The following is a 17821-nucleotide window of genomic DNA, read 5'->3' on the forward strand; positions in this document are numbered from 1 at the left end:
TTTCGTGACGCGGCCAAGGAAGGGCAGATTACTGCCGAGGCTCTTTTTGAGGCGATCAACTCCAAGTCTTTGCATTGTACTGCTGGAGGAAAGGTTTTATTAGCATATAAAACTGAAGATATTCGAAATTCAATACTAGAGGAAATAGAATTAACAAAGTATACGGAAAATACCATAGTAAATAAGGAAGATCTTATCAAGGAAATCAAAGAAATAAAAAAGAATGGTTATGGGTTTGATAACGAAGAAAGAGAACTAGGAGTTAGTTGTATAGGTGCACCTGTGTTTGACATGAATAATGAAGCTATAGCTTGCATTACCATATCTGGACCAACAGCAAGATTTACTGAAGAAAATAAAAAAGAATGGATACAAATAGTATTACAAATTGTAAAAGAAGCGACTAATTATCTAAAGACAATAAATTAATAATTAAAATATAGGCTGTCTTCAAAATACTTAAAAGTTATTTTGGGACAGCCTATATTTTTTATGATTATTTATTTTAAAAACAGACTTGACATCATAGTAAAATTGATATACTATATATTTAACAATATTAAATCATATTTAACAATAGTAAAAACGGAGGGAATAAAATGAAAAAGGAAATAGTAATGATGGTAGGGCCAACAGCTGTACCTGAAAGAATTTTAAATGCAATGAATAGGAAGTCCATATCTCACCGTTCGAAGGAATATTGTGAGATGCACCAAAGAATAAGGGACGGTTTGAAAAAGCTTTTTAAAACAAAAAATGAAGTTTTTATTTTAACATCATCTGGAACAGGGGCAATGGAAGCAGCCATACAAAATTGTTTTTCTTCTGGAGACCATGTTGTAGTACCGGTAATAGGAACTTTTAGTGAACAATTTGCAACAATGGCTGAAACTCATAAATTACAAGTTACTAGAGTAAAGTTCGATTTAGGTGAGGCAGCAGATGTAAATAAAGTTATGGAACATGTAACTCCAGATACAAAAGGAGTATTTGTAATCCACAATGAAAGTTCCACAGGAGTAACAAATGATTTAAAAGCATTTGGTAAGGCATTAGAAGGTAGCGATACTTTATTAATAACCGACTCTGTAAGCGGTGCTGGTGGTCTTGAAATGAGAATGGATGAATGGAATATTGATATAGTATTATCAGGTTCACAAAAAGCACTTATGGTACCAGCAGGGTTATCTTTTATCTCATTAAGTGATAAAGCATGGAAAGCTGCAGAAAGTTCAAATCTTACAAAATTTTATTTTGATTTGAAAAAAGCAAGAAAGTTTCAAGATATAAATCAAACTCCTAACACACCTGCAGTTTATAATGTATTTGCTGTAGATGAGGCTTTAAAAATGATTTTTGAAGAAGGACTAGATAATGTATATAAGAGACATTCTGAAAATACAAACCAAATAATAGAAGGTGTAAGAAAACTTGGATACGATATATTCCCTAAAGATGATAAATATGCTTCTAGAACTTTAACAGCAGTTTATGCGCCAGGTAAAGCTAAAGAAATAGTTAAAGGTTTAGGGGAACAAGGGGTAATAGTAAATGGAGGATTAGCTCCAGTTGCTGATGATGTATTTAGAGTAGGAACCATGGGTTATGTATATAAAGAAGATGTAGATGGATTTCTTGAAGCTTTGGCCAAATTAGGTTAAAAAATATTTAAATAAAAATGATTCCTTCTATACTATGGAAGGAATCATTTTATTTTGAACTTATTTGAACTCAATTATGAACAAATTTTATGAATAAATTTAGATTTTTGTTAAAAAAGGATTATTTTCAATATATTTGAGTAAATATGATTCAAAAATTTTTAAGGGTTCAGTAATCTTTGGTAGAGGGTCTCTATGTATAACTTTATAACATATTCTTTCTGGGGGAGGTTTAACGAATTCAGAAATTTTAAGAGGCTGAATTTCTTTATAAGAGTGAGCAATAGACTCTGGTACAATAGACCAAGCATCAGGTCTATCAATAAATTCAAAAATAAGTCTTGTAGTATCTACAACTATTTCTATAGAATCAGTTGGATCCCACAGACTATCATGCCAAATTTTGAAATTACCACCCCAATCTAAAAAAATTTCTTTTTTCACACTTAAATATTCTGGATGAACAAAGTCATCATAATTGGAAAAGTTAGGATTACTTATAAAAACCAATCTTTCACTAAATATTGGTTTGCTTAATAAACTATTTGTTTTGATCAATCTTGGAACAAGGCCAATATCAATTTCATAAGATTCTAATAAGTCAAATATTGTATTAGACCAGTGAGAGCTGATGTTAAGTTCAAAAGAAGTTTCCTTTTGCATGATTTTTTTATAAATTTCTATAAATACATGAGAGTTTAAGCTATCTACAGAACCAATACTTAATTTAAAAGGACTTTCTTTATTTATCCAGAATTCTGTATCTCTTTGTAATGCCATCCAACGTTTTGCAATACTAATAAATTCTTCTCCCTCAGAAGTTAATGTAATAAATCGCTGCCCTTGGCTTCTTTCAACTAATTTAGTATTTAGTTGATTTTCTAAAACATTTAGACGATTACTTATAGTAGATTGAGTTAAAAAAAGTTTTTCTGCTGCTTTTGACAGACTTTGTGCTTCCACAATAGCAAGAAAAGCTTCAATTCCTAATAAGTTCATAATATCTCTCCTAATTAATATCGAAGTATTGAATATTATATAACAATAAAATGAATTATTCAAGTAATAAAAAAAGTGATATGATTATTACAAGAACATTCAAAGTAGTCTAATTAGATTTGATATTTTAATAACACTGTATTTAATGCAGTTTAACATCGGTAACTAATAAGAGTAATTAATATTAAAATATAGAAATTAAGTAAAATTTAAAGATATCAAAACTTATAGAACATATAAATATTATATCTAATAAACCAATATATAAATCTTAAAAAGATAAACAATCAAATTAGACTATGTAGAATGGGCAGCAAGAAATATATAACAACTTTTAGCTTTAAGTATAGTTGCACCTTGATAAATATTTATCTTCTAAAGAATCTATGAAAAATCTTTATGTGGGCATTTTGTTATAGAGTATTTCCTGCAATTATGCTTTCCGTTTTACGGAATAATCCAAAATGACATTCTACTATATTTGATTCTCATACATCTAAAAAAGAAGAATTATATTAATTTTAAATTAATAAATAGTAAACTAATATAAACAGCAACTACATTAGTGAATTATGAAGGTTGAAAATTCAAGATTAATAGCCATGATAATAGATAAATTTTATTAGTTCATACGGTATACAAACAATGAAAAGATATTTTTAATTAGATTTTAAATGCGATCGGATAAGAGATATGATATCAGTAAAAATATATGTTTTCATTAAAAAATAAAATAATATAAAAATAAAATAATATTGACATTTGTTTAAAAAAAGATTATACTATTTTTAATAGGGGAAAATAACATTTACCAATAGTAAAATCTATAATTATTGTAACTATTAATTGTAAAGGTAGTGTTAGTAATAAATACTATTCAATATTAGGAGGTATAGAAATGAAAAATAGAAAACTTGTAATGATACCAGGACCTACACCTGTTGTTAGGTCAATTCAAGATCAAATGGGAAGAGAAACAGTTGCTTTTGGAGACCCTGATTTTATCAACGATTTTAAAGGAGTAATAAAAGACTTAAAAACAATTTTTAAAACAGAAGGAGAAGCTTTTGTTGTAGCAGGGACAGGAACTTTAGCTATGGAAATGGGAATAGCTAACGTTACCAAAGAAGGAGATAATGTATTAGTAGTATCTACTGGTTTCTTTGGAGATCGTTATGTTGAGTTATGTGAAAGAAAAGGTCTTAATGTCGATGTTATATCTTCAGAATGGGGAACTATAGTACCTGTAGAAGATATTGAAAAGAAACTAAAAGAAAAGAAATACAAAGCTGTAACAGTAACCCATGTTGATACTTCAACAGGAGTATGTGCTCCAGTAGCTGAAATAGGGGAAATGGTTAAAAAGTTTGAAGATACTATATTAATAGTTGATGGAGTATGTGCTACTGCAGCTGAACCTGAGTATTTAGATGAAATGGGTATAGATGTACTTATAACAGGATCACAAAAAGCTTTTGGAGTTGCTCCAGGTCTTGCAATAGTACTTGCTGGTCCTAAAGCATTAGAAAGAAGAAAAGCTTTAGGAACTATAAGAGATTACTATATAGACTTTGAAAAATGGATTCCAATTATGAATGATCCAGCAAAATACTTTGGTACTCCACCAGTAAATATGATATGGGCATTACAAGAATCGTTAAGAATTATGAAAGAAGAAGGCATTAAAGATAGATATGAAAGACATATAAAAGTAGCAAAAGCTATGCAAGCTGCATTAGAAGAATTAGGATTTACAATATTAGCTGAAAAAGAACATAGAGCAGTTACCCTTTCAAATGTAATATACATGGATGGAATAGATGATGGGGAGTTTAGAAAGGTGCTAGCTGAAGAAGGTGCAGTAGTAGCAGGTGGACTAGGAGCTTATGCAGGAAAGATGTTTAGATTAGGACATATGGGCAATATAGATACTCACGATTTAATATCAACTATGTCGGCAATTGAAAGAACTCTTTATAGATTAGGTAAAAAGGATGTACTAGGTAAAGGTGTTGGTACATTGATGGAAAAGTTAATTGATTAATAGAAACATTTCATCTAAATCATATAAGGCAAATAGCAATTCATCTAATTAACCAGCTATTATAGCAACTGTAATAAAGATTATGTGATTTTCGTATTAAAAAATTGCTATGTTTAAGATAACTAGTTTATATGTTTTTATTTCACTCAATGATTGATTCATCGAAAAAACTAAACATATAAGACTAGTAAACTAGTAATAATTAATTTTACAAAATGAGTAAGTAAATATAAAAAAGTATTGTATAAATTAGATGTTCATATTAAAATTACAGGACATTAATAGTATTTAGAATTTTGTTTAAAATGATTTTGGTTTAGAGAGGGGGTTATAAACTAGTAATTTTTTAAGTACTTCAATTGTTACAACTAATACAAGGAGGTGATCTACGACCTCTATCTGTACAATTATTATCTCACAAGAATAGTGAGATAGAAAAGAAAATATAGTTTTTAAACTATAACATTATTATACGAGTTCCAGCTATGGGTAGTCATGGAGGTGCTAATGCAAAAGGACAGATTGAGGTTTTAAATAGTATGGGAATAACTGAAGAATTTTGTGAAGCACCTATTAAATCTTCCATGGAAGTAGTAAAAATAGGAGAAACAGAAGATGGATTACCAGTTAATATAGACAGATATGCCAATGAAGCAGATGGTATCGTTGTAATCAATAGAATAAAACCTCATGTTGGATTTCGTGGCCCATATGAAAGTGGGTTAGTAAAAATGATAACTATAGGATTGGGTAAGCAAAAAGGTGCAGAAGTTTGTCATAATCAAGGATTTGGGAAAATGGCAGAAAATTTACCCAAAATAGCTAAAGTTATTATAGAAAAGAAAAATATTGTGTTTGCTGTTGGTCTACTAGAAAATGCTTATGATGAAACCTATAAAATAGTTGCTATGGATAAAAGGCAAATTTTAGATTTAGAACCAGAATTGCAAAAGGAATCTAAAAAGATGCTACCTAAGATTTGTTTTGATAAATTTGATGTTTTGGTTATAGATGAAATAGGGAAAAATATCACAGGAACAGGAATGGATACAAATATTATAGGTAGGTATCATACTCCTTATGCAAGTGGTGGTCCAGATATAAAAAAAATAGTTGTATTAGATCTGACCAAAGAATCTCATGGGAATGCGAACGGCATTGGATTATCAGATTTTACAACTAGAAGATTTTTTAACAAGATGAAATTTGACCAAACGTACCCTAATTCAATTACATCAACAGTGCAAAAGACAATAAAAATTCCTATGGTATTAGATACAGACAAGCTTGCAATTCAAGGAGCAATTAAGACAAGCAATTTGAAAAAAGAATCAGAAGTTAAGATTATTAGGATAAAAAACACATTAGATATGGAATATATATTTATTTCAGAAAACTTAATAGAAGAAGCTAAAAATAATCCCAATTTGGAAATAATAACTGGACTAATGCCGCTAGATTTTGATCGGTATGGAAATCTGTTTTAGTTCATGATGAGATATTTGTCTAGAACTGAACAATATACACTTGTGAGTCATTAGGACTTGAATCATATATATAGTAAAAAGATTAATAAGGTTGTTGTATATTAATTTGATAATTAATTTAAAGAGTTATAATAAGATAGTCTCTATTTAGAGACTATCTTATTTTTTTTACCACAATATGTTATAATAATAAAAAGCAAACTTAAGGAGTGACTCTATATTGAAGTTTGATTATTTAGAATCAAAAGTGATGGAGATAAAAAACTGGGTAATAAATATACGGAGAGATTTTCATCAAAATCCTGAGCTAGGGTTGGAAGAGTATAGGACTAGGGATAAGATTATTGAATACTTAAATCATATGGGAATAGAAAACAAAATAGTTGCAGAAACTGGAGTGGTGGGAATAATTAGGGGAAAGAATCAAGGGAAAACTGTAGCCCTTAGAGCAGATATGGATGCTTTACCCATGGATGATAAAAAAGACGTTTCATATAAATCTAAAGTAGAAGGGAAAATGCATGCTTGTGGTCACGATGCCCATACGGCTATTTTACTAGGAACTGCTAAGATATTAAATAATATGAAAGAGCGTATAAACGGAAATATTAAGTTTTTATTTCAACCAGCAGAGGAAACTGTTGGAGGAGCTTTACCTATGATAGAAGAAAAAGTATTGGAAAATCCTTATGTAGATGGAGTTTTTGGTTTACATGTGGATAATAATCTTAAAACTGGGCAAATTGGTATAAAATATGGTCAAATGAAAGCAGCTTCTGATATGATTAGAATAATAATATATGGGGAAAATAGTCATGGAGCCTATCCTCAAGATGGAGTAGATGCAATTGCTATAGCTGGACAGGTAATAGTAGCATTGCAAACTGTAGTTAGTAGAAATGTAGATCCTAGATCATCGGCAGTATTAACTATTGGGACAATTAAAGGAGGATATGGAGGAAATATTATTGCAGACAGGGTAGAAATGGAAGGCATAGTTAGAACCCTTAACAAGGAATCAAGGGAATTGGTATTACATAAAATAAAGAAGATAGTGGAGCAAATTCCTCAAACATTGGGAGGAGAAGGAGAGTTTATAAGAACTGAGGGCTATACTGCCTTAATCAATGATAATGATATGGTGGATATTGTTAGGAAAAATGGTCAACAAATATTAGGAAAAGAGAATGTAAAAAAGATACCTTTTCCAAGCTATGGTGTTGAAGATTTTTCCTACTTTGCAGCAACAAGACCTTCTGCTTTTTTTCAGTTAGGCACTGGTAATATAGAAAAAGGAATTATTCATAGCGGACATACATCTTATTTTGATATAGATGAAGATTCTTTAACAATAGGGATTTTGCTTCAAGCCAGAAATGCTTTAGAATTTTTGAAATCATAGATTTTAAATAGGGAGGATTGAAAATGAATTTTATAGACAAATATAATCATTGGTTGAAAAATGAATATTTTGATGAAGAAACAAGAAAGGAATTGGAATCTATTAAAGACAATAAAGAAGAAATAGAAGATAGATTTCATACGGATTTGACCTTTGGAACTGCAGGACTAAGGGGAAAAATTGGAGCAGGGACTAATAGGATGAATAAATACACCGTATCTTTAGCTACTCAAGGACTAGCAGATACTATTGTAAATAAAGGCAAGGAAGCTATGGCGAGGGGAGTAGCAATTGCCTATGATGTAAGACATTTTTCTAAAGATTTTTCTGAAATGGCAGCTAGAGTTCTTGCGGCTAATGGTATAAAAGTATATTTATTTGATGATATAAGACCTACCCCTCTTTTATCCTATACTATAAGGAAATTGAATACTATTTCAGGAATAGTCGTTACTGCTAGTCATAATCCAAAGGACTATAATGGCTATAAAGTATATTGGGAAGAAGGTTCTCAGATACTGGACGACGTAGCAGAAGAGATACTTACCAATATCAATAATATTGATGATTTTTCTAATATAAAATTAATAGAATTGGAAGAAGGAATTGATAAAGGACTTATTCAATATATAGGGAAAGAAATTGATGATGAATATGTGGAAAAGGTAAAGGAATTAAGTGTAAATGAGGATATAGATAAAGAGATTAATATAGTTTATACTCCATTAAACGGCACTGGTAATAAATTGGTTAGAAGAGTATTAAAAGAAAGAGGGTTCACAGGAGTTTATGTGGTATCGGAACAAGAGAAACCAGATCCAAACTTTACTACTGTAGGTTATCCCAATCCTGAAGATGTAAAAGCTTTTGAATATGCTAAAAAATATGGCAAAGAAAAGGATGCAGATATTTTAATAGCAACAGACCCTGATTGTGATAGGGTAGCTTGTATGGTTAAAGATGCAGATGAAAAGTACGTGTTTCTTAACGGGAATCAAACAGGGGCTTTACTAGTAGATTATATATTATCATCAATAGATAAAAAAGATGCTATTCCTAAAAATGGAGCTATAGTTAAAAGTATAGTAACTGGAGATTTAAGTAAAGCAATAGCAGAGGATTATGATGTGACTACCTTAGAAACCCTCACTGGCTTTAAACATATATGTGGAAAGGCTAATGAATTTGATAAGACTAAAAAACATACCTTTATTTTTGGATATGAGGAAAGTATCGGTTATGTATATAGTAATATTGTAAGAGATAAGGATGCGGTAATATCTTCTATGTTAATTGCAGAAATGGCTGCTTTCTATAAGAAAAGGGGAAAAACCTTATTAGACAGATTAGAAGAATTATATCTAGAATATGGATATTATTTTGAAAAACTAATTTCAATAGTATTAGAAGGGATTGAAGGGAAAGAAAGGATTAATAGGATAATGGACTCCTTTAGAAAAACTCCTATTACTGCTATTGAAGATATGAGGCTATCAAAAACCATAGATTACTTAAAAGATAATACAGGTAATCCAAAATCTAATGTACTAAAATATTTCTTTAACGATGGCTCTTGGTATGCAATAAGACCATCGGGAACAGAACCAAAGATAAAAATATATATCTATTCAAAAGGGGAAACCAAACATTCATCTGAAAGAAAAATTAAGTTAATTGAAAAAACGACAATGGATAGAATTGAATCCATAAAATAATGTAAAAACCTTTCCAGATTTAAAATGGGAAGGTTTTTTATGTATAAAATTAGGGGCAGTTTCACAAAATATCTATGTATGAGTATAGACATAGAAGGAGTGATCGCTATCAAAGGAGTAATAATGTCTGGAGGAATTGGTACCCGGCTTAGGCCTTTAACTTGTGATTTACCTAAGCCGATGGTGCCAATTTTTAACAAACCCGTAATGGAATACGGAATTGAACTATTGAAAAAACACGGAATAAATGATATAGCTGTTACATTACATTATCTACCTAATATGATCATGGATTATTTTGGTTCTGGTTTTAAATTTGATGCAAATATTAAATATTATATAGAAGAAAAACCATTAGGTACAGGTGGCAGCGTAAAAAATGCTGAAGAATTTTTAGATACTACAGTAATAGTAATAAGTGGAGATGCTTTTACTGATATAAATTTAAAAAAAGCTTATGATTTTCATATTAAAAAAGGCTCTAAAGCTACATTGGTTTTAAAACGAGAACCGATTCCATTAGAATATGGATTAGTAATAACAGATGAAGAGGGAAGAATAATAAGATTTTTAGAAAAACCTAGTTGGGGTGAAGTATTTAGCGATACTATTAACACAGGTATATACATATTAGAACCAGAGGTTTTTCAATACTATAAAAAAGGAGAAAACTTCGATTTCAGCAAAGATTTATTTCCTAAACTACTTAAAGATAATATGCCTATATATGGATATATAGCTGAAGAATATTGGTGTGATGTTGGAGATTTAAATACTTATATAAATACTCATAAAGATATACTGTCAAGAGACAACAAGCATTATCTTTTAGGACAAAATCAAGGAGAAGGAATTTGGGTAGGAGAAGGAACTATAATAGAAAAGGGTACAAAAATATATCCACCTGTTTATATAGGGAAAAATTCCATAATAAAAGCAGGAGCAAGTTTAGAGCCTTATTGCATAATTGGGAATAATTGTATTGTAGGAGAAGATACCTCTATAAAGAAAAGTATTATTTGGGATGATGTAAATATATCTAATAATTGCGAAATTCGAAAAGCTGTTCTTTGTAATGATGTAAAAATAGATGAAAGAAATAGAATTTTTGAAGGTGCAGTAATAGGATCCCATTCCAGAATATTAAAGAATAGTACTATCAAACCTAAAGTGAAAGTATGGCCACATAAGACAATAGACGAAAATATTACTTTAAATAAAAATATGGTATGGGAAGAAAAAGCATCTAAAAAGCTTTTTGGTTCTAGGAATATTTTTGGAGTTTACAATACTACCATAACTCCAGAAATAGCAGTTAAATTAGGAAGTAGCTTAGCTACTGTGATTAAAAGAAAGGGAACTTTTATAGTAAATAGTGATGAAAAAAATCTATCTAAATCAATAAAAGCATCTATTATATCTGGGATTTTATCCACTGGTTCTTTAGTAATCGATATTGAAGATAGCACTATGCCTATGTGCAGGTTTGGAGTAAGGTATTTCAAAGCTGATGGGGGAGTTCAGATAAGGACAGATGAATTTAACAAAAGTAATGTATATATAGAAATTTTAAATAGCAAAGGAGGAAATATTGATAAAGGTACTGAAAGAAAAATAGAAAACTCTATGGTCATAGAAGACTACAAAAGATGTGAAGGATATGAAATAGAAAATGCAGTTAATATATATAACTTTTCATCTATCTATTTAAAAGAGGGTACAAAAAGATTGAAAAATATTAATAAAATTAAAAACAAAAAACCTAAACTTGTTATCGCTTCACCCTCAAAAAATATTGTAAATTTAGCAAAAAAATATTTGACTAAAATAGGTTGCACAGTAATAACGGCAGAATATAATAATAATTTTGGAATAGAAGATATCAAAAATTTAGTATTAGAAGAAGATGGAGATTTAGGTGTTTTTTATAGTGGAGATGGTGAAAAAATAGCATTAACCGATGGATTCAATATTATACAAGATGAAAAATTCAATTTATTATCCTTTTTAATAGGTTTTAAAACTGGAGAACTTAAAGAAGCTGCAGTTCCCTATAATTTTCCAAGGATAATAGAAAAAATAGCTAAGGAGCATAATGGTAGTACCGTTTATACTAAATCCAATATTTCAGATTTAATACGAACTATAGTTAAAAAGAACTTAGATTTTCAGTTTGTACTTAATTTTGATGGTATATGGGCTACAGGAAAAATTATTGATTATCTTGTAGATAAAAACATTGTAATAAACAAATTATTGCAGGAAATTCCTGAGTATTTTTACTTTAGAAAAGAAATACCCTGTACATGGGATAATAAGGGAAATGTTATTAGGAGATTAACAGAGGATAGAAAAGAAGGCGTGGAACTAAAAGAGGGGATTAGATTTATTGATGATAAGGGTTGGGCATTAATAATCCCCGATGAAGAAAAGCCTAGGTTTAATCTATATATAGAAGGAGATAATGAGGAATATGCAGAAGAATTATGGATAAAATATGATAAAAAAATTAGAAATTTATTGAAAGATTAATCTCATAATCTAGCAAGTGAAAGGAAGGTTAAAGGAGATGTGGACAAAAGATATAAATAGATTATTGGCAGGGGAAGAAATCCATACTCTATATAAAACCATTAAAAAGACTAATACAAAGAAATTTTTTTTATATAGATTAGACCAAAGCTTCAAAGAAATAGAAAAATCCTACTTAAAATTGAATAGAGATATATCCGAAGGTAAATCTTTGCCAAAGGGTACTGATTGGTTACTGGATAATTTTTATTTAATAGAGCTAGTATATAAAGAGTTAAAGGCTAATATAAAAAAGGATAGAAAAATAGTATTAAATGTGATAGAAACAGGTAATTTTAAAGGTTATCCTAGAATTTATCTTTTAGCTTTAGAGTATATATCCCATAGTGCAGGAAGTATTACAGAGGACAATATTATTGAGTTTATTAATGAATTTCAAAGGGAAGAGATATTATCTTTAGAAGAGATAGCCCAGTTTTCAAGATATCTTACTTTAGGTTTAATAGAGTATATTAGAAATGTTTCAAAGCATTTTTTAAAAATAAATGAATCTTGGAGAGAAATAGACAATATAGACTTATCTATAGAAGAGAATATAGAAGAAATTATTGAAAACATACATGGAATGACTCCTACAAAATTAGAAAGAATAATCAGGAAGATTAGGGAAGAAAAAGAAGATTTTCAGATAGTATTAGATAAAATAGACATAAAACTAGATTATATTGGAAGAAGTATTGAAGAGATATTAGAGAAAGTATATATACTTCAATCTAAGTACAAAATTTCTCTAGGATATTGTATTACCTCTTTGAGAAATATTTCTTCCTTAAATTGGGAAACCATTTTTAATGAAATATGTGTAGTGGAAAAGGTTCTACTTGAAGATCCTTTAAAAATATATGAAAAAATGGATTCTCAATCAAAAGGTTATTATAAACATGAAATTCAAAAATTAGCAGAAGTTTTCAACGTACAGGAAATAATGTTGTCTAAAAAGGCATTAGAATTTGCAAAAGAAGAATATAAAAAAGATTTTATCGAAAGAGAAGCCCATATTGGTTATTATATTATACATGAAGGTAGGAAAAAAATTTTTGATTATTTTAGCAAGAATGACAAAAATTATAGCATATATTTAAGCAAATATAGTTATTATTATTTACCAATAGTATTGATATCCTTATTAATATCCATTGTTTTTAGTAGATATGGATACAAAGAAGGGAGTATATATTGGGGTATTCTAATTTTTTTTATAGTATTTATCCCAGCAATAACTATTTCCATAAATATTGTAAACTATTTTTATTCTAAAAAATTTAGACCGAAAGTTTTACCAAAAGTCGATTATAAAGAAGGAATTCCAAAAGAATATACAACTTTTGTTGCTATACCAACTTTGCTTCCTAGTGAAGACAGGGTAGAGGAATTGGTTAGAAACTTAGAAATATATTATCTATCAAATAGACTAGAGAATATATATTTTGGTCTTGTAGGAGACTTTAAAGATAGTGATGGTAAGATAGCTTTAGAAGATGAAATAATAATTAATAAGGGATTAAAGGCAATAAAAAAGTTAAATGATCAATATGCTTCAAAGGAAGATATATTTTATTTTTTCCATAGAGAGAGAGTTTATTCTGAGACTCAAGAAAGATGGATGGGTTGGGAAAGGAAAAGAGGAGCTTTAGTTGAGTTGAATAATCTATTATCTGGAGATGAAAACACCAGTTTTAATGTTATTTCAGGGGATATTTCAAAACTTCAAGGGAAAATAAAATACATTATTACTTTAGATGCAGATACAAAATTACCTATAGAAGGAGCTAAAAAGTTAATAGGCACTATATCTCATCCATTAAACAAAGCAATAATAGATAAAGATAAAAAAATAGTCAAAGATGGCTATGGAATAATACAGCCTAGAATATTAGTGGACATTGAAAGTAGCAATAAATCCTTGTTTACTCGTATATTTGCAGGAGCAGGTGGTATAGATCCTTATAGTACAGCAGTATCAGATATCTACCAAGATTTATTTGGAGAAGCTATTTTTACAGGAAAAGGAATATATGATATAGAAGTATTTAAAAATTGTATAAACAATGTTATTCCTGAAAATTCCATACTTAGTCATGATCTTTTAGAAGGAAGTTTAACCCGGGTTGGACTGGCAACGGATATAGAATTGATAGACGGGTATCCTGAAAAATATAGTTCCTATATTATGCGGCAACATAGATGGGTTAGGGGAGATTGGCAATTAATTAGATGGCTAGTTGGAAAATATGGGGAACTTATTTCTTCTTTATCTAAATGGAAAATTATAGACAATATGAGAAGAAGTCTTTTATCTGTATCTTTACTATTTAACGTATTTTTAAGTTTGGCATTTTTCCCTGGAAATATTTTTGTTTGGATAGGATTAGCTTTAGTAGTTTTATTATTACCCATAATAATGATGGCATTAGAAGCTTTAGCATATAGAAATTTTAAAGTTGAAAAGATGAAATTAAATAGTAATATTATATATGGATATAAGACCTATTTATATCAAGGCTTATTAATTTTCATGTTTTTACCTCATGAAGGATTAATTATGATTGATGCCATAGTTAGAACACTATATAGGGTATTTATTTCCAAGAAGAATTTGTTAGAGTGGACAACAGCTTTTGATATGGAAAGGAAACTAGGCAATGATATAACCAGCTATTTCAAGCTGATGAGAGGGAATTTTTTATTAGCCTTAATTTTAGTAGTTCTAACTTATATTTTTAATTCATCTAATATAATAATTAGTTTAGTCGTTGGTATACTATGGTCTATAGGACCTATTATGGCTTATCAAATTAGTAGAGAAGAAGTAGAAGCTATAGAGATTAAAGAAGAAAAATTACAATTACTAAAAGAAATAGGAAAAAAAACATGGAATTTTTATGAAACCTTTGCAGATGGCAAAAATAACTATCTACCTCCAGATAACTTTCAAGAATATCCATATAATGGAATAGCAAATAGAACTTCTCCTACTAATATAGGTTTTTATCTGCTATCTATACTTTCTAGCAGAGATATGGATTTTATAACCACAAAAAAGATGGTAGACTTAGTTAAATCGACTTTAGATACCATAGAGAAGATGGAAAAATGGGAAGGACATCTCTATAATTGGTACGACACAGAAACTTTAGAACCTCTAAGGCCGGTCTTCGTTTCTACAGTAGATAGTGGGAATTTTATATCTTACTTGATAGTACTTAAAGAAGGCTTGAAAGAATATATAGAAGATTCAAATGAAAAAGGAAAGATAGAAGATATAGTGGTTAGGATTGAGAATATAATAGATAATACTAAATTTAGGCCTTTATATGATTGTGTAAAAGACCTTTTTTATATAGGCTATAATGTAAAGGAAGAAAAGATATTAGACTCTCATTACGATTTATTAGCTTCTGAGGCCAGAATTTCATCTTATATTTCTATATCAAGGGGAGAAGTACCTTTAAAACATTGGAAGAAATTAGGGAAGTCAATAATTATGGAAAACAATCATATAAGCCTTGCTTCTTGGTCAGGAACCATGTTTGAGTATTTAATGCCTGCTTTGGTGTTGAAAAACTATAAAAATACATTATTAGATGAAACTTATAAAACATCGATTAATGTTCAAATAGATTATGGGGAGAAAAACAATAAGCCTTGGGGGATTTCAGAATCTGGATTTTTTGCTTTTGATAATAGGCTTAATTACCAGTACAAAGCCTTTGGCGTCCCAGCTTTAGGTTTTCAAAGAGGGTTAAAGGATGAATTAGTTATATCTCCATATTCTACTTTTTTAGCGTTGAATTTTAAACCAATAGAAGTATTAAATAATATACAAAGACTCAAAAAAGAAGGTTTAGAAGGGAAATATGGGTTTTATGAAGCTATAGATTATAGTATTAATAGATTACCTTCTCATTTAGATAAAGGTATAGTTAAGTCTTATATGAGCCATCACCAGGGGATGATTTTTGCAGCTATAAACAATTTCATAAATGATAATATATTAATAAAAAGATTTCACAGAGATTCCCAAATGAAATGTGGAGAATTTTTATTACAGGAAAAAATACCAATCAACCCAATTATATCTAAGGAAAAAGAGAATTTAGAAGAAGTAATTGTTGATATAAAAAGAGAAGAAAAATTGAAAAAAAGGATATATGGTAAAGAAGATTTACAGAATATAAAATGCCATCTCCTATCTTCTGATACCTATACTTTAATGATTAATAATAGAGGAGAAGGATTTTCAAAAAATGATGATATATTTATCAATAGATGGAGAAAGGATTTTTTATCTATTCCCTATGGACAGTTTATATATATCAAAGATGTGAAAAATAATAACTTATGGTCAACAACCTATGCTCCAACTTATAAGGAATCCGACTATTATAATGTAGAATTTTCTATAGACAAAGCTAGTTTCCGACGCAAAGATAAAAACATTGAAACAAAAATGGATATATTTTTGTTACCTGAAGAAAATGGAGAGATAAGGAAAGTAAGGCTAACAAACAATGGAGATGAAGAAATTATATTAGAAATCATAAGTTACTTTGAGATAGTAGGGGAAAGGTTATCTTCAGATTTAGCTCATCCCGCTTTTAATAATTTATTTGTCAAAACAGAAGTGTTAGAAGAACAAGAAGCTATTTTAGCACATAGAAAGACGAGAGGAGAAGACACTGAAGATAATTGGATCCTTCATGGAGTAAAAACATTCGATAATGGAGAAGAAAATTTTCAATACGAAACTAATAGAGGAAATTTTTTGGGACGAGGTAATTCATTTAATAATCCAAAAGGAGTAATTAAAGGTCTAACTAATTCAAGTGGAGTAGTGTTAGATCCAATTATGAGTATAGGTAAGAAGATAAAATTAAAACCCAAAGAGAAAACAGATATCTATTTTATCACGGCTTTAGCTAAGAGTAAGAATGAAGCCATAGATATACTAAATAAATATGATAATAAGGGAAATATAAAAATAGGCATAGACCTTTATAAAACAAAATCTCAGGCAGAATTAGGATATTTAAATTTAAATAAGTCGAATTCAAAATTATATGAGGAACTACTTCCTTATTTATTCTATCTAAATGAGAATTTAATACAACCATATGAATCAATATTAAAACAAAATGTAAAAGGAAAAGAAGGATTATGGGCTTATGGAATTTCAGGCGACAATCCTATAATTTTGGCAACTATAAAATCAATGGAAGGTATAGGGACTTTAATCCAACTATTAGATGCTCATGAATACTGGTCTTACAAAGGATTAACAGTAAATTTAGTTATATTAAATGATGAGGACAGTATCTACTATCAGCCTTTGTTTGAAAATATACGAGAAGTGGTTTATGAAAGAAGAGGAAATGTAGTTGATATATCTGGAGGAGTATTTATTAGGAATGTAAACACTATACCAGAAGAAGACATATCATTATTTTACAAATGGGCAACAGTGATTATAAAAACAGAGGAAGGAAGTAAAGTAGCGGAAACTAAAGAAAATACGATACCATTTAAAAAGTATAATAAAGAATTAGTTGAATATCCAGGAAAGGATATAACTATTGATTTAGACTATTATAACGGATATGGTGGATTTTCAAAAAACGGCAAGGAATATATTATTAAACTTACAAAGGATGTAAATACTCCTTTGCCTTGGATAAATGTATTAGCTAATACAGATTTTGGGTCTATAATTACTGAACATGGTACTGGATTTACTTGGTCTAAAAATAGTAGAGAAAACAAACTAACCCCTTGGTATAACGACCCAATAATGGAAAGGCCAGGAGAAATAATCTATTTGTCAGATAATAGTATTGGATTAATTTGGAGTATTACCCCTAAACCAATTAGAGATGAAAGAGATTATATTATAACCCATGGAATAGGCTATACCAAATTTTATC

At 29.4% G+C, this 17821-nt stretch carries 9 protein-coding genes; 8 read left to right on the forward strand and 1 reads right to left on the reverse strand.

Annotated elements, in window-relative coordinates:
* On the forward strand, nucleotides 1–429 hold a 429-nt coding region (locus VK998_RS01155), incomplete at its 5' end, for an IclR family transcriptional regulator (RefSeq protein WP_325224536.1).
* Between the two features lie 170 nt (nucleotides 430–599).
* Nucleotides 600–1661, forward strand: coding sequence for a pyridoxal-phosphate-dependent aminotransferase family protein (locus VK998_RS01160; protein WP_325224539.1), 1062 nt, complete (start codon nucleotides 600–602; stop codon nucleotides 1659–1661).
* Nucleotides 1662–1760: 99 nt separating this feature from the next.
* On the opposite strand, the gene VK998_RS01165 is transcribed toward VK998_RS01160, so the two are convergent.
* On the reverse strand, nucleotides 1761–2660 hold the full coding sequence (locus tag VK998_RS01165; RefSeq protein ID WP_325224540.1) for a LysR family transcriptional regulator: 900 nt from the start codon (nucleotides 2658–2660) through the stop codon (nucleotides 1761–1763).
* An 898-nt stretch (nucleotides 2661–3558) separates the two neighbouring features.
* On the opposite strand from VK998_RS01165, the gene VK998_RS01170 reads away from it, so the two are divergent.
* The 6 genes from VK998_RS01170 to VK998_RS01195 all read left to right on the forward strand — a co-directional run.
* The gene (locus tag VK998_RS01170) at nucleotides 3559–4704 is read left to right on the forward strand and encodes a pyridoxal-phosphate-dependent aminotransferase family protein (protein WP_325224541.1); all 1146 of its coding nucleotides are present in this window, start codon (nucleotides 3559–3561) and stop codon (nucleotides 4702–4704) included.
* Nucleotides 4705–5189: 485 nt separating this feature from the next.
* Nucleotides 5190–6191: a nickel pincer cofactor-dependent isomerase, group 22 gene (locus VK998_RS01175; RefSeq protein WP_325224543.1), complete on the forward strand. Its 1002-nt coding sequence runs from the start codon at nucleotides 5190–5192 to the stop codon at nucleotides 6189–6191.
* A 220-nt stretch (nucleotides 6192–6411) separates the two neighbouring features.
* Complete coding sequence (locus VK998_RS01180) at nucleotides 6412–7593, forward strand: M20 metallopeptidase family protein (protein WP_325224545.1); 1182 nt, start codon at nucleotides 6412–6414, stop codon at nucleotides 7591–7593.
* A 23-nt stretch (nucleotides 7594–7616) separates the two neighbouring features.
* Nucleotides 7617–9308 (forward strand): phospho-sugar mutase, encoded by a 1692-nt coding sequence (locus tag VK998_RS01185; protein WP_325224547.1) that lies wholly within the window; start codon nucleotides 7617–7619, stop codon nucleotides 9306–9308.
* 39 nt (nucleotides 9309–9347) lie between these two features.
* Complete coding sequence (locus tag VK998_RS01190) at nucleotides 9348–11840, forward strand: sugar phosphate nucleotidyltransferase (RefSeq protein WP_325224550.1); 2493 nt, start codon at nucleotides 9348–9350, stop codon at nucleotides 11838–11840.
* A gap of 37 nt (nucleotides 11841–11877) precedes the next feature.
* A partial coding sequence (locus VK998_RS01195) for a glucoamylase family protein (RefSeq protein ID WP_325224551.1) occupies nucleotides 11878–17821 on the forward strand: 5944 nt, incomplete at its 3' end.

It is taken from the genome of Schnuerera sp. (genome assembly GCF_035459645.1).
Taxonomy (GTDB): domain Bacteria; phylum Bacillota; class Clostridia; order Tissierellales; family Tepidimicrobiaceae; genus Schnuerera.

Coding starts and splice junctions, on each gene's coding strand:
- VK998_RS01165 (WP_325224540.1), bottom strand. CDS start 2,660: ATGAACTTATTAGGAATTGAAGCTTTTCTTGCTATTGTGGAAGCACAA.
- VK998_RS01185 (WP_325224547.1), top strand. CDS start 7,617: ATGAATTTTATAGACAAATATAATCATTGGTTGAAAAATGAATATTTT.
- VK998_RS01170 (WP_325224541.1), top strand. CDS start 3,559: ATGAAAAATAGAAAACTTGTAATGATACCAGGACCTACACCTGTTGTT.
- VK998_RS01175 (WP_325224543.1), top strand. CDS start 5,190: ATGGGTAGTCATGGAGGTGCTAATGCAAAAGGACAGATTGAGGTTTTA.
- VK998_RS01160 (WP_325224539.1), top strand. CDS start 600: ATGAAAAAGGAAATAGTAATGATGGTAGGGCCAACAGCTGTACCTGAA.
- VK998_RS01190 (WP_325224550.1), top strand. CDS start 9,348: ATGTATAAAATTAGGGGCAGTTTCACAAAATATCTATGTATGAGTATA.